Annotated in this window: 20 protein-coding genes; 12 read left to right on the forward strand and 8 right to left on the reverse strand. The window is 71.9% G+C overall.

The features are described from left to right. Positions 1-83: 83 nt before the first annotated feature. Positions 84-1,184: a dual-specificity RNA methyltransferase RlmN gene (rlmN, locus tag ABTY15_RS37160; protein WP_350605928.1), complete on the forward strand. Its 1,101-nt coding sequence runs from the start codon at positions 84-86 to the stop codon at positions 1,182-1,184. A 16-nt stretch (positions 1,185-1,200) separates the two neighbouring features. Here the strand turns inward: rlmN and ABTY15_RS37165 are convergent, their stop codons facing one another. The 4 genes from ABTY15_RS37165 to ABTY15_RS37180 all read right to left on the reverse strand — a co-directional run bounded on the left by ABTY15_RS37165 (position 1,201) and on the right by ABTY15_RS37180 (position 5,195). Then, the gene (locus tag ABTY15_RS37165; protein ID WP_350605931.1) at positions 1,201-2,352 is read right to left on the reverse strand and encodes a hypothetical protein; all 1,152 of its coding nucleotides are present in this window, start codon (positions 2,350-2,352) and stop codon (positions 1,201-1,203) included. Positions 2,353-2,379: 27 nt separating this feature from the next. Further along, positions 2,380-3,120, reverse strand: a complete 741-nt coding sequence (locus ABTY15_RS37170) for an ABC transporter ATP-binding protein (RefSeq protein ID WP_350605934.1) — start codon at positions 3,118-3,120, stop codon at positions 2,380-2,382. 210 nt (positions 3,121-3,330) lie between these two features. Then, positions 3,331-4,725 (reverse strand): aspartate aminotransferase family protein, encoded by a 1,395-nt coding sequence (locus ABTY15_RS37175; protein ID WP_350605938.1) that lies wholly within the window; start codon positions 4,723-4,725, stop codon positions 3,331-3,333. After that, a complete protein-coding gene (locus ABTY15_RS37180) occupies positions 4,722-5,195 on the reverse strand; it encodes an Lrp/AsnC family transcriptional regulator (RefSeq protein WP_030243538.1) in 474 nt (157 codons plus the stop codon). Before ABTY15_RS37180 ends, ABTY15_RS37175 begins: the two co-directional genes overlap by 4 nt. Positions 5,196-5,445: 250 nt before the next feature. Here ABTY15_RS37180 and ABTY15_RS37185 point away from each other — a divergent pair, with 250 nt between their 5' ends. Both ABTY15_RS37185 and ABTY15_RS37190 read left to right on the forward strand, forming a co-directional pair. Further along, positions 5,446-6,939, forward strand: coding sequence for a gamma-aminobutyraldehyde dehydrogenase (locus tag ABTY15_RS37185; RefSeq protein ID WP_350605944.1), 1,494 nt, complete (start codon positions 5,446-5,448; stop codon positions 6,937-6,939). 143 nt (positions 6,940-7,082) lie between these two features. Then, positions 7,083-8,441 (forward strand): aspartate aminotransferase family protein, encoded by a 1,359-nt coding sequence (locus ABTY15_RS37190; protein ID WP_350605949.1) that lies wholly within the window; start codon positions 7,083-7,085, stop codon positions 8,439-8,441. Positions 8,442-8,527: 86 nt separating this feature from the next. Here the strand turns inward: ABTY15_RS37190 and ABTY15_RS37195 are convergent, their stop codons facing one another. Continuing rightward, positions 8,528-10,180 (reverse strand): PucR family transcriptional regulator, encoded by a 1,653-nt coding sequence (locus tag ABTY15_RS37195; RefSeq protein WP_350605953.1) that lies wholly within the window; start codon positions 10,178-10,180, stop codon positions 8,528-8,530. 359 nt (positions 10,181-10,539) lie between these two features. Here ABTY15_RS37195 and ABTY15_RS37200 point away from each other — a divergent pair, with 359 nt between their 5' ends. The 9 genes from ABTY15_RS37200 to ABTY15_RS37240 all read left to right on the forward strand — a co-directional run bounded on the left by ABTY15_RS37200 (position 10,540) and on the right by ABTY15_RS37240 (position 20,957). Next, entirely contained in the window at positions 10,540-12,051 is a 1,512-nt protein-coding gene (locus ABTY15_RS37200; protein ID WP_350605956.1) for a gamma-aminobutyraldehyde dehydrogenase, read from the forward strand. Positions 12,052-12,120: 69 nt separating this feature from the next. Further along, positions 12,121-13,371 (forward strand): polyamine ABC transporter substrate-binding protein, encoded by a 1,251-nt coding sequence (locus ABTY15_RS37205; RefSeq protein ID WP_350605961.1) that lies wholly within the window; start codon positions 12,121-12,123, stop codon positions 13,369-13,371. A 35-nt stretch (positions 13,372-13,406) separates the two neighbouring features. Continuing rightward, positions 13,407-14,549 (forward strand): ABC transporter ATP-binding protein, encoded by a 1,143-nt coding sequence (locus tag ABTY15_RS37210; protein WP_350605966.1) that lies wholly within the window; start codon positions 13,407-13,409, stop codon positions 14,547-14,549. Beyond that, positions 14,546-15,475 (forward strand): ABC transporter permease, encoded by a 930-nt coding sequence (locus ABTY15_RS37215; protein ID WP_350605969.1) that lies wholly within the window; start codon positions 14,546-14,548, stop codon positions 15,473-15,475. Before ABTY15_RS37210 ends, ABTY15_RS37215 begins: the two co-directional genes overlap by 4 nt. Next, the gene (locus tag ABTY15_RS37220; RefSeq protein WP_350605973.1) at positions 15,475-16,278 is read left to right on the forward strand and encodes an ABC transporter permease; all 804 of its coding nucleotides are present in this window, start codon (positions 15,475-15,477) and stop codon (positions 16,276-16,278) included. The genes ABTY15_RS37215 and ABTY15_RS37220 overlap by 1 nt, the downstream gene beginning before the upstream one ends. Positions 16,279-16,339: 61 nt before the next feature. Beyond that, complete coding sequence (locus tag ABTY15_RS37225) at positions 16,340-17,734, forward strand: NAD(P)/FAD-dependent oxidoreductase (RefSeq protein ID WP_350605978.1); 1,395 nt, start codon at positions 16,340-16,342, stop codon at positions 17,732-17,734. A gap of 122 nt (positions 17,735-17,856) precedes the next feature. Further along, on the forward strand, positions 17,857-18,288 hold the full coding sequence (locus tag ABTY15_RS37230; protein ID WP_350605981.1) for a bifunctional DNA primase/polymerase: 432 nt from the start codon (positions 17,857-17,859) through the stop codon (positions 18,286-18,288). 105 nt (positions 18,289-18,393) lie between these two features. Beyond that, on the forward strand, positions 18,394-19,167 hold the full coding sequence (locus tag ABTY15_RS37235) for a nucleotidyl transferase AbiEii/AbiGii toxin family protein (RefSeq protein ID WP_350605983.1): 774 nt from the start codon (positions 18,394-18,396) through the stop codon (positions 19,165-19,167). A gap of 266 nt (positions 19,168-19,433) precedes the next feature. Next, positions 19,434-20,957 carry a CoA-acylating methylmalonate-semialdehyde dehydrogenase gene (locus ABTY15_RS37240; RefSeq protein ID WP_350605986.1) on the forward strand — a complete coding sequence of 508 codons (1,524 nt, stop codon included), beginning with the start codon at positions 19,434-19,436 and terminating at the stop codon, positions 20,955-20,957. A 136-nt stretch (positions 20,958-21,093) separates the two neighbouring features. Here ABTY15_RS37240 and ABTY15_RS37245 read toward each other — a convergent pair whose 3' ends face one another. The 3 genes from ABTY15_RS37245 to ABTY15_RS37255 all read right to left on the reverse strand — a co-directional run bounded on the left by ABTY15_RS37245 (position 21,094) and on the right by ABTY15_RS37255 (position 23,387). Then, a complete protein-coding gene (locus ABTY15_RS37245) occupies positions 21,094-21,738 on the reverse strand; it encodes a TetR/AcrR family transcriptional regulator (protein ID WP_350605990.1) in 645 nt (214 codons plus the stop codon). 81 nt (positions 21,739-21,819) lie between these two features. Continuing rightward, a complete protein-coding gene (locus ABTY15_RS37250; RefSeq protein ID WP_350605993.1) occupies positions 21,820-22,566 on the reverse strand; it encodes a DUF4166 domain-containing protein in 747 nt (248 codons plus the stop codon). Beyond that, the gene (locus tag ABTY15_RS37255) at positions 22,563-23,387 is read right to left on the reverse strand and encodes a hypothetical protein (protein ID WP_350605997.1); all 825 of its coding nucleotides are present in this window, start codon (positions 23,385-23,387) and stop codon (positions 22,563-22,565) included. Before ABTY15_RS37255 ends, ABTY15_RS37250 begins: the two co-directional genes overlap by 4 nt. Between the last annotated feature and the right edge of the window lie 309 nt (positions 23,388-23,696).

Genomic DNA, 23,696 nt, shown 5'->3' on the forward strand with positions numbered 1-23,696 from the left:
GCCAGCGCCTGCGCCGGGTGCTCGTCCACCGGCACCCCGGTGAGGCAGAACGCCGCCCAGCGCACCGCCGCACTGGAACAACCATGCCTAAGCCCGGAGAACTCACCTTTGTCGCGCCGCGCGGCGCAAAGCCCCCGCGACACCTCGCCGACCTGAGCCCCGCCGAGCGCAAGGAGGCCGTCGCCGAGCTGGGCGAGCAGCCGTTCCGCGCGAAGCAGCTCTCCAACCACTACTTCGGCCGGATGTCGAACGACCCGGCGAGCTGGACGGACATCCCCGCCGCCAGCCGGGAGAAGCTCACCGGGAGCCTGCTGCCGGAGCTGATGTCGGTGGTGCGGCACGTCTCCTGCGACGACGACACGACCCGCAAGACGCTCTGGAAGCTGTTCGACGGCACGCTCGTCGAGTCGGTGCTGATGCGCTACCCGGACCGGGTCACCATGTGCATCAGCTCGCAGGCCGGCTGCGGCATGAACTGCCCGTTCTGCGCGACCGGCCAGGCCGGGCTGACCCGGAACCTGTCCACCGCCGAGATCGTCGAGCAGATCGCCGCCGGCATGCGCGCGCTCAAGGCCGGGGAGATCCCGGGTGGCGAGGCCCGGCTGTCCAACGTGGTCTTCATGGGCATGGGCGAGCCGCTGGCCAACTACAACCGGGTGCTGGCCGCGATCCGCCGGCTGACCGACCCGGCGCCGGACGGCTTCGGCCTCTCCCAGCGCGGCATCACGGTCTCCACCGTGGGTCTCGTCCCGGCGATGAACCGGCTCGCGGACGAGGGCCTCAGCTGCCGTCTGGCGCTGTCGCTGCACGCCCCGGACGACGAGCTGCGCGACGAGCTGGTGCCGGTGAACACCCGGTGGAAGGTCGCCGAGGTGCTGGACGCGGCCTGGAACTACGCGGAGAAGTCCGGCCGCCGGATCTCCATCGAGTACGCGCTGATCAAGGACATCAACGACCAGGCCTGGCGGGCGGACCTGCTCGGCCGGCTGATCAAGAACCACCGGGTGCACGTCAACCTGATCCCGCTGAACCCGACGCCGGGTTCCAAGTGGACGGCCTCGCGGCCCGAGGACGAGCGCGAGTTCGTCCGCCGGCTCCAGTCGCACGGGGTGCCGACGACCGTCCGGGACACCCGTGGCCAGGAGATCGACGGTGCCTGCGGTCAGCTCGCCGCGGCCGGCTAGGACCTGAGAGCGCGCCCTACCGCAGACCGGCGGCCGCCAGCGCGGCGGTCGCCCCGCCGGTCACCAGCAGCGTGGTGCCCACCGCGAGGGTGCGCAGCGCGACGGCGCCGAACAGCAGCCGGGGCGAGGCACCGAGGCGCAGCAGCGCGTCGGTGACGTCCCGGCGGTCGGTGCGGACCTCGACCAGCCGGACGACCACCGCGGCGGCGGCGCAGCCGAGCACCAGGCAGGCCTCGACGGCGGGCAGCGCGTCGGCGCTGTCCGGCGTGCCGATCCAGTAGCGGATGGTGGTGAGCACCAGCGCGAGGGCGAGGGTGAGCACGGCCAGCGGCGCGCCGAGCCGGCGGGCCTGGGCGGTGAGGCCGCGGCCGGCCAGCAGCCGCAGCGGGGTGGGACGGCCGAGGGCGAGCAGGCGCCCGGTCCAGGACAGCAGCGGCCCGGTGAGCAGGGCGAGGCCGAGCGCGCTCGCGGCCCAGCCGCCGAACGCGGCGGTGCTGGTGGAGCCGAGTCCGGCGGGCAGCCGGATCGGGCGGCCGTCGGCGGCGGCGCCGGGCCGCAGGGCGATGAGTTCGAGTGCCAGGCCGATCACGGCCAGGCCGATCGGCAGGGCGATCCGCAGCGAGCCGAAGCCGGTGCGGCTGCTGCGGCGGCCCCCGGGCAGGGTCTCGGCGACCGGGACGGCGCAGGCCGCCGCGATCCCGGCGGTGAGCGGCACCAGGGTGAGCAGGGTGACCGGGGCGGCGGCCGGCAGCGGTACGCCCATGCCGAGGTCGGGGGCGAGCGCGGGCCCGGCGATGTCGTTGCGCAGCACCAGGAAGAGCAGCAGCGTGAGCACGCTGCCGAAGCCGCAGGCGAGCGCGACCTCGCCGGCGATGAGGGCGCGGATCCGGCCGGAGCCGGCCCCGGCGGCGGTGAGGCCGGTGATCCGTTCGGGCCGCTGGGCGGGCACCGCGCGGGCGGCGACGGCCGCGAACCAGGCGACGGCGGCGAGCGGGGGCAGGCACCAGAGCAGCCGGACCAGCGCGTCGGCGCCGCCGAGCGGGTCGCTCATCGCCCGGCCGAGGGAGCGCAGCAGGAAGGCGGCGACCACGGCGGCGGCGAGGGCGGTGAGCAGCCAGCGGCCGAGGTCGGACACCCGGTAGCCCCGGGCCAGACGGAGATAGAACACGTCGACTCTTTCAGCGGCTCGGCTTCGTCAGCGGCGGGTGGCCGAGACGGCGGACGCACCGGCCGTGCCGCGCGGGACGGGCGCGGCGGGGGCGGCGAGCCGTCCGTCGACGAGGGCGACGGCGCGGTCCGCGAACCGGACGAGCTCGGGGTCGTGGGTGGCCAGGACGAGGGTGAGCTGGTGCGAGCGGGCCGCGCTGGTCAGTATCCGCAGGACCTGGTCGGCGGCCTCGCGGTGCAGCGGGGCGGTGGGGTCGTCGGCGAAGACGACCGTCGGCAGCGGGGCGAGGGCGCGGGCGACGGCGATCCGCTGGCGCTGGCTCTGCACCAGCCGGTCGGGGCGCTGCCGGGCGACCTCGCCGACGTCGAGGCGCTCCAGCCACTCGTCGGCGGCGGTGTAGGCGGCCTTGTTGCCGGCCCCGGCGAGCAGCAGCGGTAGGGCGACGTTCTCCCGGGCGGTCAGCTCGGGCACCAGGTGTGGCTCGGAGCCGACGAAGCCGAAGCGGTCGCGGCGCAGCCGCTCGCGGCCGGCTCGGCCGAGGGTGTGCACGGGGGCGCTGTTGAACCAGACCTCGCCCTCGTCGACCGGGAGGAGGGCGGAGAGGCAGCCGAGCAGGGTGCTCTTGCCGGAGCCGCGCGGGCCGGTGACGGCGAGCACCTCGCCCTCGCGGACGCCGAGTGAGATGCCGCGCAGGGCGGGGGTGCCGTGATGGGACTTGACGATCCCTCGGGCCCACAGCACGTCGTTGTCAGGCGGTGCCGCTGACATGAGGTTCCATCCTCGGTGGCCGCAGGGATATGACAGTCGTCAGATTAGAACGACTGGGACCTCGCGCGGTTGCGGCGCACTGGTCCATCGCGGGCATATCACCCGCAATCAGGCATGTTTGTTCGCGCCGGTGTGCCGGGAAACGTCGAAGGGCGGTCCCGCGGGAGCGGGACCGCCCTTCGACGGAGGGTGCGGTGAAGGATCAGGTGATCAGAGCTTCGCCCACGCGTCGGTCAGGCTCTGCCGCAGGATCTGCTCGATCTCGTCGAAGGTCGACTGGTCGGAGATCAGCGGCGGGGCCAGCTGGACGACCGGGTCGCCACGGTCGTCGGCGCGGCAGTACAGGCCGTTGTCGAACAGCGCCTTGGAGAGGAAGCCGTAGAGCACGCGCTCGGTCTCGTCGTCGTTGAAGGTCTCCTTGGTGACCTTGTCCTTGACGAGCTCGATGCCGTAGAAGTAGCCGTTGCCGCGGACGTCGCCGACGATCGGCAGGTCGCGCAGCTTGCTCAGGGTGCCGAGGAAGGCGGACTCGTTGTCGAGCACCTTCTGGTTCAGGCCCTCGCGCTCGAAGATGTCGAGGTTGGCCAGCGCCACGGCCGAGGAGACCGGGTGGCCGGCGAAGGTGTAGCCGTGCAGGAAGGTGTTGTCACCCTTGTAGAACGGCTCGGCGATGCGGTCCGAGATGATCGTGGCGCCGATCGGGGAGTAGCCCGAGGTCATGCCCTTGGCGCAGGTGATCATGTCCGGCACGTAGCCGAACTTGTCGGCGCCGAACATGGTGCCGAGGCGGCCGAAGGCGCAGATGACCTCGTCCGAGACCAGCAGCACGTCGTGGCGGTCGCAGATCTCGCGCAGGCGCTGGAAGTACCCGGGCGGCGGCGGGAAGCAGCCACCGGCGTTCTGCACCGGCTCGACGAAGACGGCGGCGACGGTCTCGGGGCCCTCGAAGAGGATGGCCTCCTCGACCTGGTCGGCGCACCAGCGGCCGTAGGCCTCGGGGTCGACGGTGCCGTCGGGGCCCTCGAGGTAGTGCGGGGCGCGGTAGATGTTGGTGTTCGGCGCCTTGTGGGTGCCCGGCACCAGCGGCTCGAACGGGGCCTTCAGGCCCGGCAGGCCGGTGATCGACAGGGCGCCCTGCGGGGTGCCGTGGTAGGCGATGGCCCGGGAGATGACCTTGTACTTGGTCGGCTTGCCGGTCAGCTTGAAGTACTGCTTGGCGAGCTTCCAGGCGGTCTCGACGGCCTCGCCGCCACCGGTGGAGAAGAAGACCTTGTTGAGGTCGCCCGGGGCGTAGTTGGCCAGGCGCTCCGCCAGCTCGACGGCCTTCGGGTGCGCGTAGCTCCAGATCGGGAAGAACGCGAGTTCCTTGGCCTGCTTGGCGGCGACCTCGGCGAGCTCGGTGCGGCCGTGACCGGCCTGCACGACGAACAGGCCGGCCAGGCCGTCGATGTACTTCCGGCCCTTGTCGTCCCAGATGTAGGTGCCTTCGCCCTTGACGATCGTCGGCACGGGGGAGTTCTCGTACGACGACATGCGGGTGAAGTGCATCCACAGGTGGTCGTAGGCGGTCTTGGAAAGGTCCTTCTGCGCCGGGTCGGCTGTCATCGGGTGCCCCAGGTGTAGGTCTGTTTCCGGAGCTTCAGGTAAACGAAGCTCTCGGTGCTCCGCACGCCGGGAAGCGCGCGGATGCGCTTGTTGATCAGTTCGAGCAGGTGTTCGTCGTCCTCGCAGACGAGTTCGGCCAGGAGGTCGAACGAGCCGGCCGTGCAGACGACGTAGTCCACCTCGTCGAGGGCGGCCAGCGCGTCGGCGACGGGCTCGATGTCGCCCTCGACCCGGATGCCGACCATCGCCTGGCGGGTGAAGCCGACGGTGAGCGGGTCCGTGACGGCGACGATCTGCATCACGCCCTGGTCGAGCAGCTTCTGGACGCGCTGCCGCACGGCCGCCTCGGACAGGCCGACGGCCTTGCCGATGGCGGCGTACGGGCGACGCCCGTCCTCCTGGAGCTGCTCGATGATCGCCTTGGAGGCGGCGTCGAGGGGAACGCTGGCGTTCCGGTCGCGGTTGGCCACGCCGCAACTGTGCCTGATCGTTCCCGCGTTCGCAAGCGCGGAAACTGCTGATTTCGTTGCGATCTTGGAAACCGTGTACGGATTTCATCGTGTACACGGGCTCGCTCTGTCGATCCCGGCAGTCGAGCGGCTACTCTGGCACGGTACGCGCGCGGCTCCGCAGCGCAGCGCGCGTTCCCCCACCAGTGGACCGCGCCGACGAGGGCCCGGCCACTCGGCGCCCTTCGTCCGTCGGACCCGCCGACGTACCATGGCGCCGGACTCTGCAACGCCGCAGGCCCAGACCGAGGAGAGATCCGTGAGCGACCTTCGTACGCTGCGTAACTACATCAACGGTGAGTTCGTCGACGCGGCGGACGGCCGCACGCTCGACATCGTGGACCCGACCACCGGCGAGGTCTACGCGACGTCCCCGCTGTCCGGCGCCTCCGACGTGGACGCCGCGATGGCCTCGGCCGCCGCCGCCTTCCCGGCCTGGCGCGACGCGACGCCGAGCACCCGCCAGAAGCTGCTGCTCAAGATCGCCGACGCGGTCGAGGCCCGGGCCGACGAGATCGTCGACGCCGAGGTGCGCAACACCGGCAAGCCGCGCGGGCTGACCCTCTCCGAGGAGATCGGCCCGATGGTGGACCAGATCCGCTTCTTCGCCGGTGCCGCCCGCCTGCTGGAGGGCAAGGCCGCCGGTGAGTACATGGACGGGATGACCTCGATCATCCGCCGTGAGCCGGTCGGCGTCTGTGCCCAGGTCGCGCCGTGGAACTACCCGATGATGATGGCCGTCTGGAAGTTCGCCCCGGCCATCGCCGCCGGCAACACCGTCGTGCTGAAGCCCTCGGACACCACCCCGGCCTCCACCGTGCTGCTGGCCGAGATCATCGGCGGCATCCTCAAGGACCTGGAGCTGCCGGCCGGCGTCTTCAACGTCATCTGCGGCGACCGCGAGACCGGCAAGTTCATGGTCGAGCACAAGACCCCGGCGATGGCCTCCATCACCGGTTCGGTCCGGGCCGGCATCCAGGTCGCCGAGTCGGCCTCCAAGGACGTCAAGCGCGTCCACCTGGAGCTGGGCGGCAAGGCCCCGGTCGTGGTCTTCGAGGACGCCGACATCGCCGAGGCCGTCGAGGGCATCTCGGTGGCCGGCTTCTTCAACGCCGGCCAGGACTGCACCGCCGCCACCCGCGTGCTGGTGCACGAGTCGATCCACGACGCCTTCGTCGAGGCGCTGGCCAAGGCCGCGGCCGAGACCAAGACCGGTGGCGTGGACGATGAGGACGTGCTGTACGGCCCGCTGAACAACGCCAACCAGCTGAAGCAGGTGGCCGGCTTCATCGAGCGGCTGCCCGCCCACGCCAAGGTCGAGGCCGGTGGCCACCAGGTCGGCGAGAAGGGCTACTTCTACGCCCCGACCGTCGTCTCCGGTCTGGCGCAGGACGACGAGATCATCCAGAACGAGGTCTTCGGCCCGGTCATCACCGTGCAGAAGTTCACCGACGAGGACCAGGCCGTCGAGTACGCCAACGGCGTCGAGTTCGCGCTGGCCTCCTCGGTGTGGACCAAGGACCACGCCCGTGCCATGCGGATGTCGCGCCGCCTGGACTTCGGCTGCGTCTGGATCAACACCCACATCCCGCTGGTCGCCGAGATGCCGCACGGCGGCTTCAAGAAGTCCGGCTACGGCAAGGACCTGTCGTCCTACGGCTTCGAGGACTACACCCGCGTGAAGCACGTCATGACCGCGATCTGACGGCAGCCTGATCGTACGAACTGACAATGGGCCCGGGTCATTTCGACCCGGGCCCCATGTCTTTGCACCCTGTCGGCCGTTCGCGTGACCGACTGACAAGATGAAACTGCACTTCGGGGGCGGGACTCCCTAGCCTTACCGACATGAGCATCCCCACCGCTGACTCAGCCGCCGGCCAGGCCGTCAAGGCAGCCGACCGCGCGCACGTCTTCCACTCGTGGTCCGCCCAGGCGCTGATCGACCCCCTCGCGGTGGCCGGCGCCGAGGGCTCGTACTTCTGGGACTACGACGGCAACCGCTACCTCGACTTCTCCTCGCAGCTGGTCAACACCAACATCGGTCACCAGCACCCCAAGGTGGTCGCCGCGATCCAGGAGCAGGCGGCGAAGCTCTGCACCATCGCCCCCGGCTTCGCGGTCGAGTCGCGCAGCGAGGCCGCCCGGCTGATCGCCGAGCGCACCCCGGGCGACCTCGACAAGATCTTCTTCACCAACGGCGGCGCCGAGGCCGTCGAGAACGCCGTCCGACTGGCCCGGCTGCACACCGGCCGGCAGAAGGTCATGTCCACCTACCGCTCGTACCACGGCGCCACCGCCAACGCGATCGCCCTCACCGGCGACCCGCGGCGCTGGGCCAACGAGACCGGCGTCTCCGGCGTGGTGCACTTCTGGGGCCCGTACGCCTACCGCTCCAACTTCCACGCCGAGAACGAGGCGCAGGAGTGCGAGCGCGCGCTGGAGCACCTGGAGCAGGTGATCGCGTTCGAGGGGCCGGGCACCATCGCGGCGATCATCCTGGAGACCGTGGTCGGCACCGCGGGCATCCTGATCCCGCCGCCGGGCTACCTGGCCGGGGTGCGGGAGATCTGCGACCGCCACGGCATCGTGTTCATCCTCGACGAGGTGATGGCCGGCTTCGGCCGCACCGGCGAGTGGTTCGCCGCCGACCACTGGGGCGTCGTCCCCGACCTGCTGACCTTCGCCAAGGGCGTCAACTCGGGCTACGTCCCGCTGGGCGGCGTGGCGATCAGCGCGGAGATCGCCGCCACCTTCGCCGAGCGGCCCTTCCCCGGTGGGCTCACCTACTCCGGCCACCCGCTCGCCTGCGCCTCGGCCGTCGCCACCATCAACGCGATGGCGGAGGAGGGCATCGTCGAGAACGCCAAGCACATCGGCGAGACCGTGCTCGGCCCCGGCCTGCGCGAACTGGCCGAGCGGCACCCCTCGATCGGCGAGGTCCGCGGCCTCGGCGTGTTCTGGGCGCTCGACCTGGTGAAGGACCGCGGGACCCGCGAGCCGCTGGCGCCGTACAACGCCTCCGGCGCCGCCAACGCGCCGATGGCCGAGCTGGCCGCCGCCTGCAAGCAGCGCGGGCTCTGGCCGTTCGTCAACATGAACCGCTTCCACGTCGTCCCGCCGTGCACCATCACCGAGGGGGAGGCCAAGGCCGGTCTCGCGGTGCTCGACGAGGTGCTGTCGCTGGCCGACGCGCACACCGTCTGACGTACCGACCAGGACGGCCCCGGACCCCGTCGGGTCCGGGGCCGTCCCGCATCACCGGGGCGTGACCCCGGCCCGCCGGCGGGTGATCAGCGGCGGACGGCGTCCAGCGCGAGCAGCGCCACGTGCAGCGACAGGCAGGACTCCACCTGGTCGAGGTCGACGCCGAGGATCCGCTCGACCTTGTGCAGGCGGTCGTAGAAGGACGGCCGGGACAGGTGGGCGGCGTCGGCCGCCGCCGACTTGTTCCGGCCCTGCTCCAGGTAGATCCGCAGCATCTGCACCAACTGGCCGTTGTGCTCGGCGTCGTGGGCCAGTAGCGGGCCCAGCTCGCGCTCCACGTAGGTCTGCAGCCGGGCGTCGTCGCGCAGCAGGTGCAGCAGGCCGCGCAGCCGGACGTCCGGCAGCCGGTAGTACGACGCGGTCCGGCCGCCGGGGGCGTCGTGCAGGGCCGCGTCGGCGACCTGGGTGGCCTCCAGCAGGGTGCGCCGGGCGTCCCGGACCGAGCCGACCGAGGAGCCGACCGCGACCACCGGGGCCGGCCCGTCGGCGCCCTCCCGCCCGGGCTCGGACGACATCCGGCGCAGCGCCGCCGAGAAGGCGTCCAGCGCGGAGTGCTCGTCCTGCTGCGGGCCGAGCGCGATCAGCACGCCGACGCCCTCGTCGTCCAGCGCGCCGACCAGGGCGGAGAGCCGGCAGGAGCGGACCGCGCCCGCGGCCAGTTCGGTGAAGTCGCGCAGCCGGGCCTGCGCCTCCAGGGCGGCCGGGATCGGTCCGCGCCGCTGCCGCAGGACCACGCCGACCAGCCGGCGCCCCTCCAGCGGGACGCCGAGCGCCTGGGCACGCAGCGCCACCTCGGAGACGGTCAGCGCGTGGGTCAGGATGCCGGACAGCAGGGTGCGGTGGGTCTGCCGCTCCAGGCTCTCCCGGTCGCGCACCACCAGCCGGTTGAGCGCCAGGGCCGAGGCGCCGCGCTCCAGCAGCATGGCGTGCGGGTGGGCCTCGCCCTCGGGCAGCGGCCCGGGCTCCTGCACCAGCACCAGCCGGCCCCAGTCCTGGCCGCGGGCGCCGACCGTGGTCACCAGCCAGCCGCTGCGCGGGTCGTGGCCGGTCCGGCCGGGCGGGCGGACCCCGCGCGAGCGGCGCTCCCAGTCCTCCAGCAGCTCGACCTCGGGGCGTCCGGCGCTGTCGTGGGCCAGCACCTGGTGGGCCAGGTTCTCCAGGACGACCGGCGCGCCCGCCATCCGCGCCACCTGGCGGATCACCTCGGGCGGCTCGGCGCCCTCCACGACCAGCTCGTTGAAGACCTGGTGGACGGCCTCGGAGACGCGCAGCTGCTCCAGCTGGGCGTTGACCACGAGGGCGTGCACGGCCTCGGTGACGGCGACGAAGCGCAGCTCGCGGCGGAGCGTGACCAGCGGCAGGCCGCGCTGCTCGGCGGCGTGCACCAGGGCGCGGGGGAGCGAGTCGAAGTAGCGCCGGCCGAACTCGATGACCAGGCCGGCCACGCCCACCTCGTCCAGTTCGCGGACGTAGCGGGCCAGCCCCTCACGGTCCTCGGGCAGCGCGATGCCGGTGGTCAGCACCAGCTCGCCGCCTTGGAGCATCCCGGCGACGTCCGGCAGTTCGCTGACGTGGACCCAGCGGACCGGCCGTTCCAGGTGGTCGGCGCCGGCGACGACCTGGGGCAGGCCGCGCCGCATCACCTCCAGGTCGAGCACACGGGCGACGGTGGGGAGCATCGCAGGGCCTCCAGGGCCTCCGGGGACCAGAGTGTCAGGTGAATCATGCCCCGTGGCGACGACCTGTCGCCCTCGTCGAAGCCTTGCACCCTGTAAGGCCCTTCGCGGCGAGATTGCCGGAGTGACCCTTGTCACGCCCCGGCGGCAACCGGCATGGTCAGCGGGTCGGCTGTGGCGGAGAACAGACCTCACGCCGGAATCCGTCGCGTTAACCAGAACGCAACGGCGGAATCCCTTGTCGGGGTGCCGCCGGACTGTCAGGATCGCGCAACCCCCTGATCCACCGGCCGGATTCCCCCACCACCGTGGCGCGCTGTCCCGGAGCCCGCAGTCGTACCACCGGCACTTGGAGGAACCAGATGGACCTGACCGACTTCGGCGCGGGCGCGCAGTACATCGCGGGCCGCCCGCGGCAGGGGAGCGGCGAGCCTTTCCAGGTCGTCAACCCGGCCGACGGCACCGTGGTCGAAGAGGTCGCCCTGGCCACCGCCGAGGACGTGGACACCGCCGTGGCCGCCGCGAAGGCCGCGCTGCCCGGCTGGTCCGCCGCGACCCCGGCGGCCCGCTCCGAGGCGCTGACCCGGCTGGCCGCCGTCCTCACCGACGCCTGCGGCGACCTCGCCCGGGTGGAGACCGCGCAGACCGGCAAGCCGGTCAAGCTGGCCACCGAGTTCGACGTCCCCGGCACCATCGACAACACCGCCTTCTTCGCCGGCGCCGCGCGCAACCTGGAGGGCAAGGCGGCCGGCGAGTACTCCGGCGACCACACCTCCTACGTGCGGCGCGAGGCGATCGGCGTGGTCGGCTCGATCTCGCCGTGGAACTACCCGTTGCAGATGGCCGCCTGGAAGATCCTCCCGGCGATCGCCGCGGGCAACACCATCGTGCTGAAGCCGGCCGAACTGACGCCGCTGACCTCGCTGATGTTCGCCCGGGCCTGTACCGCGGCGGGCATCCCGGACGGCGTGGTCAACGTGGTCACCGGCGCCGGACGCACCGCCGGCGAGCACCTGGTCGGGCACCCGGACGTCGCGATGGTCTCCTTCACCGGCTCCACCCCGGTCGGCCGCCGCGTCGCCGAGCTCGCCGTCGCGGGCGTCAAGCGCACCCACCTGGAACTCGGCGGCAAGGCCCCGTTCGTGGTCTTCGACGACGCCGACCTCGACGCCGCCGTGCACGGCGTGGTTGCCGCCTCGCTGATCAACGGCGGCCAGGACTGCACCGCCGCCACCCGCGCGTACGTCCAACGCCCGCTCTACGACGCCTTCGTGGCGGGCGTGGCCGAGCTGTACGCGGCGGTGCGGATCGGCGACCCGCTCGACCCGCGGACCGACCTCGGCCCGCTGGTCTCGTACACCCACCGGGACCGGGTGGCCGGCTTCGTCGAGCGCGCCCGCTCGTACGCCACCGTGGTCACCGGCGGCCGCGCGCCGGAGCAGGGCCACGACGGCAGCGACCTCACCCGCGGCGCGTACTTCCGGCCCACCCTGATCACCGGCGCCGCCCAGGACAGCGAGGTGGTCCAGGGCGAGATCTTCGGGCCGGTGCTGGTCGTGCTGCCCTTCGACTCCGACGACGAGGGCCTGCGGCTGGCCAACGACACCCCGTACGGCCTGGCCGCCTCGGCCTGGACGAGCAACGTGCACCGCTCGCTGCGCGCCACCCGGGAGATCGCGGCCGGGTGCGTCTGGGTCAACGACCACATCCCGATCATCAGCGAGATGCCGCACGGCGGCTACCGGGCGTCCGGCTACGGCAAGGACATGTCCCAGTACTCGCTGGACGAGTACACCCAGGTCAAGCACGTCATGTTCGACACCACCGCGGTGGCCCGCAAGGACTGGCACCGCACGGTTTTCGGAGACAGATAACCCCCCCCAGCCAGGGGCGCTTCCCCCGGGCGCCCCGACCCGACCTCTTACCCCCAGGAGGCCCGTTCCATGGCGTTCAACGAGCTCACCGACGGTCTGCCCGAACCGGTCCGCAGGGCCTGGGAGCGCAGCCTGACCAGCGGCCGGGCCGCGATCGGCCGTCGTACCCTGCTGCGGGCCGCCGCGCTGACCGCCGGAGCGGGCACCCTGGCCGCCTGCGGGATCCCGGCGGCCAAGACCTCCGGCGGCGACTCCACCGCCAATGCCGCCAAGGACCTCTCGGACAGCGAGAAGGAGGTCAACTTCTCCAACTGGCCGCTCTACGTCGACACCGACGAGAAGGACAAGGAGAAGCACGGCACCCTGGACGCGTTCACCGCGGCCACCGGGATCAAGGTCCGGTACACCGAGGACGTCAACGACAACGTCGAGTTCTTCGGCAAGATCAAGCCGCAGCTCGCCTCCGGCCAGGACACCGGTCGCGACCTGATGGTGCTCACCGACTGGATGGCCGCCCGGCTGATCCGGCTCGGCTGGGCGCAGAAGCTCAACCCGGCCAACGTCACCACGGCGATCACCAACGTCGACTCCCGCTTCCGCGCCCCCGACTGGGACCCGGGCCGGCTCTACTCCTACCCGTGGGCCGGCATCCAGGTCGTCGTCGCCTACAACAAGAAGGCCACCAAGGGGAAGGAGGTCACCAGCGTCTCCCAACTGCTGGACGACCCCGACCTCAAGGGCCGGGTCACCTTCCTCTCCGAGATGCGCGACAGCATCGGGATGGTCCTGCTGGACATGGGCAAGGACCCGGCGAAGTTCACCGCCGACGACTTCGAGGCGGCCGTCGCCCGGCTGCAGAAGGGCGTCGACAACAAGCAGATCCGCCGCTTCACCGGCAACGACTACGGCCAGGAGCTCTCCTCCGGCGACATCGCCGCCTGCGTCGCCTGGGGCGGCGACCTCATCCAACTCCGCGCCGACAACCCGGACATCGAGTTCGTCATCCCGGAGAAGGGCTTCGTCACCTCGACCGACAACCTGCTGGTCCCGGCCAAGGCGCAGCACAAGACGAACGCGGAGAAGTTGATCGACTTCTACTACCAGCCCAAGATCGCGGCACAGCTGGTCGCGGGCATCGGCTACGTCTCCGCCGTCACCGGGATGAAGGACGAGCTCGCCACGCTCGCCCCGGACACCGCGGCCAACCCGCTGGTCGTCCCCACCCCCGAGATGGCGGGCAGGGCGCACGCGTTCCGCACCCTCACCGAGGGCGAGGAGAGCGACTTCGAGCAGAAGTTCTCCAAGCTCATCGGCGCCTGACCCCCCGACGGCCGAGACAGAGAGACACCTCCCCCATGACAGACCAGCAGCACGACCCGGCCGCCGGCGGCGACGTCCGACTCACCGGCATCGGCAAGACCTACGGCAGCTTCACCGCCGTCCACCCGCTCGACCTCACCGTCCCCCAGGGCTCCTTCTTCGCCCTGCTCGGCGCCTCCGGCTGCGGCAAGACCACCACCCTGCGCATGATCGCCGGCCTGGAGGAGCCCACCAGCGGCACCGTCCTGATCGGCGGCCAGGACGTCACCGCCCTGCCCCCGTACAAGCGGCCGGTGAACACCGTCTTCCAGAGCTACGCGCTCTTCCCGCACCTCGACATCTTCGAGAACGTCGCCTTCGGCCTGCGCCGCCGCGGCCGCAAGGACGTCAAGAAGCAGGTCGACGACATGCTGGAACTCGTCGAACTCGGCCCGTACGCCCGGCGCAAGCCGCACCAGCTCTCCGGTGGCCAGCAGCAGCGCGTCGCCGTCGCCCGCGCCCTGATCAACCACCCCCAGGTGCTGCTCCTCGACGAACCGCTCGGCGCCCTCGACCTCAAGCTCCGCCGCCAGATGCAGCTGGAGCTCAAGCGGATCCAGACCGAGGTCGGCATCACCTTCGTGCACGTCACCCACGACCAGGAGGAGGCCATGACCATGGCCGACACCATCGCGGTGATGAACGCCGGCCGGGTCGAGCAACTGGGTGCCCCCGCCGAGCTCTACGAGAACCCCGCCACCACCTTCGTGGCCAACTTCCTCGGCCAGTCCAACCTGCTGCCCGCCGAGGTCACCGGCTCCGATGGCGGCGACCTGCTGCTCACCGCGGCCGGCGCCCGCCTCACCGTGCCGAAGGCCCGCTGCGCCACCGACGCCCGGTCCGTCCACCTCGGCGTGCGCCCGGAGAAGATCACCATCGCGCACGCCTCCACCGAGGTCGCCGACGGCCGCAACCGGCTGACCGGCACCGTGCTCGACTCCAGCTTCATCGGCGTCTCCACCCAGTACGTGGTGCGCACCGACGGCGGCCAGGAGGTGACGGTCTTCGAGCAGAACATGGAGCGCGACGCCCGGATCGTCCCCGGCGCGCCGGTCCTGCTGCACTGGAACCCGGCGCACTCCTTCGCCCTGGACGCCGCGCAGGCGATCGACGCGGGCACCGCGGAGGAGGCCGCATGACCACCACCACCCCGGCCGCGCCGGCCCAGGTCATACCCCTGCCCGAGCCGGCGCCCAAGGCGCGGCGCCGGCTCACCCCGTACTGGCTGCTGCTGCCCGGCATCGCCTGGCTGGTCGTCTTCTTCGCCGTGCCGATGGTCTACCAGGCGTCCACCTCGCTGCAGACCGGCTCGCTCGAACAGGGCTTCAAGGTCACCTGGCACCTCGCGACCTACTGGGACGCGCTGGTCGAGTACAAGTGGCACTTCGTCCGCTCGTTCTCCTACGCGGCCATCGCCACCGTGCTCTGCCTGGCCGTCGGCTACCCGCTCGCGTACACGATCGCCTTCAAGGCGAGCAAGCGCTGGCGCAACGTCATCCTGATCCTGGTCATCGCGCCGTTCTTCACCAGCTTCCTGATCCGCACGCTGGCCTGGAAGACGATCCTCTCCGACGGCGGCCCGGTGGTCGGCGCGCTCAACACCCTGCACGTCCTGGACGTCACCAACGCGCTCGGCCTCACCTCCGGCGACCGGGTGCTCGCCACCCCGCTCGCGGTGGTCTGCGGCCTGACCTACAACTTCCTGCCGTTCATGATCCTTCCGCTGTACACCTCGCTGGAGCGGATCGACCCGCGCCTGCACGAGGCCGCCGGCGACCTGTACGCCCGGCCGTTCACGACCTTCCGCAAGGTCACCTTCCCGATCTCGCTGCCGGGCGTGGTGGCAGGCACCCTGCTCACCTTCATCCCGGCCTCCGGCGACTACATCAACGCGCAGCTGCTGGGCTCGCCGAGCGAGCAGATGGTCGGCAACGGCATCCAGAAGCAGTTCCTGAACGTGCTCGACTACCCCACGGCCGCCGCGCTGAGCTTCATCCTGATGGCCCTGATCCTGGGCATGGTGACGGTCTACATGCGCAAGGCCGGGACGGAGGAACTGGTCTGATGTCCCGCATCGTCAAGTGGATCCGCGCGCACCTGGTGGTGCTGGCCGGCCTGCTGGCCCTCGCCTACCTGGTGCTGCCCAACCTGGTCGTGCTCGCCTTCTCGTTCAACAAGCCGGTCGGCAAGTTCAACTACGAGTGGAACGAGTTCTCCACCGACGCCTGGACCAACCCCTGCGGCGTGGCCGACATGTGCCAGTCGCTCTCGCTCAGCCTGCAGATCGCGGTGCTCGCCACCCTCGGCGCCACCGTGCTCGGCACCATGGTCGCCTTCGCGCTCGCCCGCTACCGCTTCCGCGGCCGCTCGGCCACCACCGCGATGATCTTCCTGCCGATGGCCATGCCCGAGGTGGTGATGGCCGCCTCGCTGGGGACGCTCTTCCTCAACATGCGCATCCCCTTCGGCTTCACCACCATCCTCATCGCGCACATCATGTTCTGCCTCAGCTTCGTGGTGACGGCGGTCAAAGCACGCGTGATGAGCATGGACCCGAGGCTCGAACAGGCCGCCCAGGACCTCTACGCGACCCCCGTCCAGACCTTCCTGCGGGTCACCCTGCCGCTCGCCGCCCCCGGCATCGCGGCAGGCGCACTGCTCAGCTTCGCGCTCTCCTTCGACGACTTCATCATCACCCAGTTCAACTCGGGCCCGACCACGGTCACCTTCCCGATGTTCGTCTGGGGCGCGTCGCAGCGCGGCATCCCGGTGCAGGTGAACGTCATCGGCACCGGGATGTTCGTCGCCGCGGTGGCGCTGACCGTCGCCGGCCAGTGGCTCGGCAACCGCCGGAAGGCCACCGCCTGACGTACGGTCGGTCAGCGGTGGCACGCAACGTCATCTATCCGCAGAAAGTGGCTGGTAATGCATGGACTCCGCCCGCGCACTCAGTGACGCCAGGCCCACCCCCTTCTGGCTGGAGGACCCCGGTCGGCCGGCGGCGCTGCCCGCCCTGGTCGGCGACACCAGCTGCGACCTGCTGGTCGTCGGCGGCGGGTACTCCGGCCTGTGGACCGCCCTCATCGCCAAGGAGCGCGACCCCTCGCTGGACGTCGTGCTGGTCGAGGGACACGAGGTCGGGTGGGCCGCGTCCGGGCGCAACGGCGGATTCTGCGCGGCCAGCCTCACCCACGGATTCGGCAACGGGCTGCAGCGCTGGCCCGGCGAACTCGCGCAGCTGGAACGCCTCGGTGCCGCCAACCTGGACGGCATCGAGGCCACCCTCAAGCGCTACGGCATCGACGCCGAATGGGAGCGCACCGGCGAGATCGACGTCGCCACCCAGCCCCACCAGGTCGAGGAATTGCACGAGGTCGCCGAGGCCGTCGCCCGGTACGGCTTCGACATCACCGTGCTGGACGCCGACGCGCTGCGCGCCGAGGTGAACTCGCCGACCTTCCTCGGCGGCCTCTGGGACAAGGAGGGCGTGGCGATGGTCCACCCCGCCAAGCTCGCCTGGGGCCTCAAGGACGCCTGCCTCGGCCAGGGCGTGCGGATCTTCGAACACACCCGGGCCGTCGAGCTGCGCGAGCACGGCAGCGGCACGGCGGTGCGCACCCCGTACGGCCGGGTGTTCGCCCGCCGCGTCGCGCTCGGCACCAACGTGTTCCCGTCCCTGCTCAGGCGGGTGCGGCCGTACATCGTGCCGGTGTACGACTACGCGCTGATGACCGAACCGCTGAACGACGAGCAGCTCGCCGCGATCGGCTGGCGCGGGCGGCAGGGGCTCGGCGACAGCGCCAACAAGTTCCACTACTTCCGGCTCTCCGCCGACAACCGGATCCTCTGGGGCGGCTACGACGCGGTCTACCACTACGGCGGCCACGTGCGGCACGAGTACGACCAGCGGCCGGAGACCTTCCGAACCCTGGCCGACCACTTCTTCCGCTGCTTCCCGCAGCTGGAAGGGGTGCGCTTCACCAACGCCTGGGGCGGCGCCATCGACACCTGCAGCCGGTTCTCGGCGTTCTTCGACACCGCGTACCGGGGCAAGGTCGCCTACGCGGCCGGGTACACCGGGCTCGGCGTCGGCGCCACGCGCTTCGGCGCCGAGGTGATGCTCGACCTGCTCGCGGGGGAGCGCACCGAACGGACCTCGCTGGAGATGGTCCGCAGCAAGCCGCTGCCGTTCCCGCCCGAGCCGGTGCGCTGGGCCGGGATCGAGATCACCACCCGCTCGCTGGAGCGCGCGGACCGCAACGGCGGTCACCGCAACCTCTGGCTGCGCACGCTCGACCGGCTGGGGCTCGGATTCGACAGCTGACCCGCACGTCGTGTGCTCGATACCTGTGTAAGAGCGACCCGCCGTCCGCCTCTCCTCGGTGACGGCGGGCCTCGGTCCCCGCCGCGTCCGACCAGTACGAGCGGCAAGGAGCGGGGACGGACATGGAGAGCACCGGACTGCACTGGCTCGCCCAGGCGGCACCCGACCCGGAGACCTTCCGGGACCACTGGGAACGCACCGGGCTGGGCCTGATGCTGCTGCCGGCCGGCCGCCGCTGGGACGTCCTCGCCGTCCCCGGACGGCTCGGGCGCCCGGCCCTGGAGATCCTGGACACCGGCTGCTGCGGCCCGGTGCTCACCGATTTCGGGGACGAGCACCTCAGCTTCCTCGTCCCGGTCGGCACGGCCGCCCGCTGGGTCGGTACGGGCGTGCGGAGCGCGGGGGAGGGCACCTGGATCGTCGTGCCGCACCCCCAGCGCAGCAGCCGCGGGGTGCGCTGGCTGGTCCCGCCGGACGGGTCCGGGCGGCTGAACGACCCGGTGCTGCTGGAGCTCGCCCTGCACGAGGCCGCGGCGGGGCTCAGCGACTGGTAGCGACCGGCCGCGACCGGTAGCGACCGGCGTGGCACGGGCCGGTGGTGCGGCCGGTGGGGTGCTGCCGGTGGCGCGCGGGGTGGCCGGGCGCGTCAGACTGGAGGGGTGACCACCGCCCCGGATGCCGTGAACGCCTCCCTCCGGCCGGGCCCGGCCCAGCTGCGGCTCGCCGCGGCCGCCGCGCCCGTCTGCGACCGGTACGGGCTCGCCCTCGCCGGTGGCCACGCGCTGCGCGCCCACGGCGTGGCCGCCTGCGCGCAGGACGGGCTCACCCTGGTGACCGGTGACGCCGACCTGCCCGAGGTCGCCGCGGCGCTGGCCGAGGCCTACCGAGAGGCCGGCGGCGGGGTCGCCGAGCGGCCCGGCACTCCGCGCCTGGAACAGCTCACCGTCCGGCTCGCGCTCGGCGGGCGGTCGCACTCGGTGGAGCTGCGGAAGGAACCGCTGGGCCACCGGGCCGTCCGGCTCGACCTCGGCGCGGCCGGGGACCAGCCGGGCGAGCCCTCCGTGGTCCTGCCGGTGGTCGCCCTGGAGGACGCGGCGGCGCTGACCACCGCGCTGCTCGTGGACCGGGGCATGCCACGCGACCTGATCGACGTCCAGGCCCTCACCGCCTGCTACCGGGAGGGTGAACTCCTCGCGCTGGCAGGCGAGTTGGACGCCGAATTCCAGCCCACGGCGCTCGCCGACCGGCTGGAGACGCTGGCCGAGGCGGCGGACGGCCGGTTCCGCGCCCGGGGCGTCCCGGCCGGGGCCGTGGACGGGCTGAAGCGTTGGGCGCTGGCCTGGGCGCAGGACCTGCGGCTGGACCTGCTGGAGACCCAGGAGGCCGCCGACGGTCTGCACGACCCGTACCTGGAGCAGGACGAGGAGCTCTGAGCCCCGGGCGGCGGGCGGGGGCGTGCAGCAGGGGCATGCGGCGGGGTTCGGTGCGGGTTCACACGTTCGGCCGAGCGACTGAACGACCTGTAAGGCTGAATCCGTGATCCCCGTCAGCCTGTTCGTTGAGCCCGGACGCGGCGGCCACCAGACTGGGTGATGAACGCGGTAGCCCCGTGATTCCCGTCGCCCGGCCCACCCGCGGGCGGCGCCAGACAAGGGACCGGCGGCACGACGCCGCCCGGGACTTCGGAGGCAGACGGACCTTGAGCAAGCACATCATTCACTGGATCGGCGGCAAGCCGGTCGCCACCGCCGGTGCGGCGCCCCGTCGCGGTGACATCTTCGACCCGGCCACCGGACAGGTCGCCGGCCACGTCGACTTCGCCGGGATCGCCGAGGTCGACCAGGCCGTGGCCGCCGCCGTCTCGGCCTTCGCCGAGTGGCGCACCGCCTCGGTCGCCAGGCGCACCACGGTGCTCTTCGCCTTCCGCGAGCTGCTGAACGCCCGCCGCGACGAGCTGGCCGAGATCATCGTGTCCGAGCACGGCAAGGTCCACTCCGACGCGCTGGGCGAGATCGCCCGCGGCCTGGAGGTCGTCGAGTACGCCTGCGGCATCCCGCAGCTGATCAAGGGCGGCTTCACCGAGCAGGCGTCCACCGGCATCGACGTCTACTCGATCCGCCAGCCGCTCGGCCCGGTCGCGATCATCTCGCCCTTCAACTTCCCGGCCATGGTGCCGATGTGGTTCTTCCCGATCGCCATCGCGGCCGGGAACACCGTCGTGGTGAAGCCCTCGGAGAAGGACCCGTCCGCCGCCAACTTCCTGGCCCGGCTGTGGCAGGAGGCCGGCCTGCCGGACGGCGTCTTCAACGTGGTGCACGGCGACAAGGCGGCCGTCGACCGCCTGCTGGAGCATCCGGACATCAAGTCCGTCAGCTTCGTCGGCTCCACCCCGATCGCCCGCTACGTCTACGAGACCGGCACCCGCTACGGCAAGCGCGTGCAGGCCCTCGGCGGCGCCAAGAACCACATGCTGGTCCTGCCCGACGCCGACCTCGACCTCGCGGCCGACGCCGCCGTCAACGCCGGCTTCGGCGCGGCCGGCGAGCGCTGCATGGCCGTCTCGGTCCTGGTCGCGGTCGACCCGGTCGGCGACGAGCTGGTCGACAAGATCAAGCAGCGGATCGCCACCCTGAAGGTCGGCCCCGGCTGCAACGGCGACTCCGAGATGGGCCCGCTGGTCACCGGCCAGCACCGGGACAAGGTCACCTCCTACGTCGAGTCGGGCGTCGCCGACGGCGCCGAGCTCGCCGTGGACGGCCGCAAGCACCCGGTCACCGCCGAGGACAAGAACGGCGCCCCGACCGCGGACGGCTTCTGGCTCGGCCCCACGCTGTTCGACCACGTGAAGCCCGGGATGTCCGTCTACAACGACGAGATCTTCGGCCCGGTCCTCTCCGTCGTGCGGGTCGCCTCCTACGAGGAGGGCGTGGCCCTGATCAACGCCAACCCGTACGGCAACGGCACCGCCCTGTTCACCAACGACGGTGGCGCGGCCCGGCGCTTCCAGTTCGAGGTCGAGGTCGGCATGGTCGGCATCAACGTGCCGATCCCGGTGCCGGTCGCCTACTACTCCTTCGGCGGCTGGAAGGCCTCGCTGTTCGGCGACGCCCACGCGTACGGCCCGGACGGCGTGCACTTCTTCACCCGCGGCAAGGCCGTGACCCAGCGCTGGCTGGACCCGTCGCACGGCGGCATCAACCTGGGCTTCCCGACCAACACCTGAGCCCGCGGCGCCGGGGCCCCACTCCCGGCGCCGGTGGTCGACGGCCGGACCTCGCCCCCAGGAGGTCCGGCCGTCGTGCGTCCGCCGCCCGGTGCTTCCGGAGGTCTGCGGTGCCTCTGCGGGGTGCCGCTCGGGCTCAGACGGCTGCGCCGTTGCGGCCGACCTCGCGCCGCACCTTGGCCCGGACCGCCCGGGACACCACCGGCCCGAGGCCGTCCACCACCTCCACGAGCACGCCCAGCCGGTCCAGGGCCGTGAACGCCGCTGCCGCCGCCTGCGGGTCCACGCCCTCGTAGAGTTCCAGACCGACGAACGCCCCGGTCACCGTGCGGGCCAGCCCGGGGAGGTCGAGGAACTCGGCGAGCGGGTGATCGGCGAACAGCCGGTCCAGCACCTGCTCGATCTCCTCCGTCCACATCCGCAGGGCGTCGGCCGACGCCTCGGCGAGCTGCGGCTGCCCGGTCGAACCGGCCAGGAACTGCCCGAGCAGGGCGACGTTCCCGTTGGCGCGCTCCTGCTCGTGCAGCCCCTGCCCGAGGCTCAGCAGTTCGCGCAGGGAGCCCGCCGCGGCGAAGTGCGGGCGGTACTGCTCCAACCGCTGCGCGGTCTCGCGCAGCGCGGCCGCTGCCAGAAGCCCCTCCACCGTCTTGAAGTGGTAGAACACCAGCGCCTGGTTGGCCCCGGCCTCGCCGGCGATGCTGCGCGCGGAGACTCCGGCGATTCCCTGCCGTTTGAGCACGCTGATGGCAGCCTTCATCAGCCGCTCGCGGGTGTCGCTCATGCGGGGCAGCGTATCGGCCCCGCGCCGGCGCCCGGCCCTCCCCTCGTTCACGGGGTCCCGGTCCTCAGGTGCGGGCGGTCTTCATGCGCGGGCGGACTCCCGGACCGGGCGCACGTGGTTCGGGATCCCCTCGGCACCGACGGTTGGGTACTCGGCGGTGAACCAGCCCTGGTACCCCATGACCAGGCCGACCAGTGGGTTGGTCACCCGGACCCGGATCCGGAACCGCCCGGCCTCGTCGTCGAACCACTCGTGCAGGTCCGCCCGGCCGGTCAGCACCGACGGCCAGCGGGGCGAGCCCGGGAACCCGGTGAGCCGCTGCTCGCCCGAGGAGATCACCAGGCCGCCCCGGTCGGTCACCCGCGGGTGGAGGTCGACCGCGAGGTGCTGGTGCGTGCCCAGGAAGTCGACGACCGTACCCGGCCGGTGGTGCGAACCGATCATGGTCGCGTCGAAGCGGCGGGGCCGGGTGAACTGGAAGGTCCGTACGAAGGTGACGGTTTCGCGGCCGAAGCCGTCCCGGTAGGCGTAGTTGGCGATGGTGAAGGGCACGTCCCGTCCTTCCTCCGGGAAGAGGATGTTCTGCCGGCTGCCGATCCGCAGGAACGGCGCCAGCCAGTCGGCCCCCCGGCGGATGCGCTCCATCCGGCCGGTACCGATGCAGGCGATGCCGTCCGCACTGGAGAAGCCGAAGCGGCGCTGAAGCTGCGGGTGCAGGCGGTCGAAGTCGGAGCCCATGGCCTCCCGGAAGATCGACCGGCCGGTGCTGGCGCTGGTGCTGCCGGTGGTGGAGGTGGGGACGGGTAGCGGTTCCAGGGAGGTGGTCATGGAGTCTCCAGGGTGTCGAGCAGCCGGGGCGGACGGGCGGGACGGGTGCGGTCCGGCCGTCGGGCACAGCGCCGGGCCGCCGGGGTGAGGGCGGACGGTGGGACGAGGAGCGAAAGGAGGAGAGCGAGGACCGCGCAGCCGGCTCCGGCGATGACCCCGGCCCGGCTGTCGGTCACGGCATCGGTCATGGAGTCGGTCATGGCACCGATCGCAGCACCGATCGCGGCGGCGCCACCGAGTCGGGCGGCCGCCTCGCCGACGGCGCGGAGCAGGGACCGTTCGGGCGGCACGCCGTGTTCGGCCCACAGCCGGAGGCGGTCGAAGGACCACGCCGTGAGCCAGCCGACGAACGGCCGCACGAACCAGCGGTCCAGCCAGACCCCGCCCGGGACGCGCCAGCCCCGGTAGTCGTAGCCCGTGGCGAAGAGGACGTATGCGTCGGCGGGGGAGCCGGCCGGGGTGTAGCGCCAGTACCCCGAGCCTTCCTGCAACGGCGACAGCCCACCGTCGGCAGCGAACCGCAGGGCGCTGATCCGGGAGCCGTCCGCCCGGTGCCGCTCCGCGGTGGTCACCCCGGTGCCGGTGAGGGCCGGCCCGGCGGACAGGCCCAGCCAGTACCGGAACCGGACTACGCCGCTGCGGTCCTCCGCGTCCCCCTCGACCGTGTCCTCCGCGTCCGCTGCGTACCGGATGCGGGTGAACCTGGCGTCCCAGCGCTCATGGGCCTCCGGCACCTGGGTGAGTTCCCAGAGCAGGTCCATCGGTGCGCGGATCCGAGCCTCGACGTAGATCGGCCTGGCCGACCGCCCGCGAGCAGGCATGACTGTCCCCCCGAGGTGAGCGTTTGAGCGACTGCTCAAGTGCGTTGGCGGCATGATGGCAGATGTTTGAGCAGTCGCTCAAGAGCACATGTGGAGCGGCCCGTGGCCCGAGACGTTTGCATCGACCGGCCGATCGGCGTAGTGTTCCCTAGTCGCTCGGCAGGGAGCACCGGACACGCATCGGCGCGGACGGTCCCGGGGCGGCCAATCCCTAGAAACACCACTTCCCAGTTCGGGCTGGGTCGCGTCGTGCCTTTTCGGTTTCGCGGCCTGGGTCTGTTTTGGCGTGTCCGTTTATATGGATTGCGG

It is taken from the genome of Kitasatospora sp. NPDC097643, assembly GCF_040302625.1.
Taxonomy (GTDB): domain Bacteria; phylum Actinomycetota; class Actinomycetes; order Streptomycetales; family Streptomycetaceae; genus Kitasatospora.

Coding starts and splice junctions, on each gene's coding strand:
- ABTY15_RS37195 (WP_350605953.1), bottom strand. CDS start 10,180: ATGCTCCCCACCGTCGCCCGTGTGCTCGACCTGGAGGTGATGCGGCGC.
- ABTY15_RS37215 (WP_350605969.1), top strand. CDS start 14,546: ATGACCACCACCACCCCGGCCGCGCCGGCCCAGGTCATACCCCTGCCC.
- ABTY15_RS37225 (WP_350605978.1), top strand. CDS start 16,340: ATGGACTCCGCCCGCGCACTCAGTGACGCCAGGCCCACCCCCTTCTGG.
- ABTY15_RS37245 (WP_350605990.1), bottom strand. CDS start 21,738: ATGAGCGACACCCGCGAGCGGCTGATGAAGGCTGCCATCAGCGTGCTC.
- ABTY15_RS37170 (WP_350605934.1), bottom strand. CDS start 3,120: ATGTCAGCGGCACCGCCTGACAACGACGTGCTGTGGGCCCGAGGGATC.
- ABTY15_RS37200 (WP_350605956.1), top strand. CDS start 10,540: ATGGACCTGACCGACTTCGGCGCGGGCGCGCAGTACATCGCGGGCCGC.
- ABTY15_RS37185 (WP_350605944.1), top strand. CDS start 5,446: ATGGCGCCGGACTCTGCAACGCCGCAGGCCCAGACCGAGGAGAGATCC.
- ABTY15_RS37230 (WP_350605981.1), top strand. CDS start 17,857: ATGGAGAGCACCGGACTGCACTGGCTCGCCCAGGCGGCACCCGACCCG.
- ABTY15_RS37190 (WP_350605949.1), top strand. CDS start 7,083: ATGAGCATCCCCACCGCTGACTCAGCCGCCGGCCAGGCCGTCAAGGCA.
- ABTY15_RS37250 (WP_350605993.1), bottom strand. CDS start 22,566: ATGACCACCTCCCTGGAACCGCTACCCGTCCCCACCTCCACCACCGGC.
- ABTY15_RS37205 (WP_350605961.1), top strand. CDS start 12,121: ATGGCGTTCAACGAGCTCACCGACGGTCTGCCCGAACCGGTCCGCAGG.
- rlmN (WP_350605928.1), top strand. CDS start 84: ATGCCTAAGCCCGGAGAACTCACCTTTGTCGCGCCGCGCGGCGCAAAG.
- ABTY15_RS37220 (WP_350605973.1), top strand. CDS start 15,475: ATGTCCCGCATCGTCAAGTGGATCCGCGCGCACCTGGTGGTGCTGGCC.
- ABTY15_RS37210 (WP_350605966.1), top strand. CDS start 13,407: ATGACAGACCAGCAGCACGACCCGGCCGCCGGCGGCGACGTCCGACTC.
- ABTY15_RS37255 (WP_350605997.1), bottom strand. CDS start 23,387: ATGCCTGCTCGCGGGCGGTCGGCCAGGCCGATCTACGTCGAGGCTCGG.
- ABTY15_RS37175 (WP_350605938.1), bottom strand. CDS start 4,725: ATGACAGCCGACCCGGCGCAGAAGGACCTTTCCAAGACCGCCTACGAC.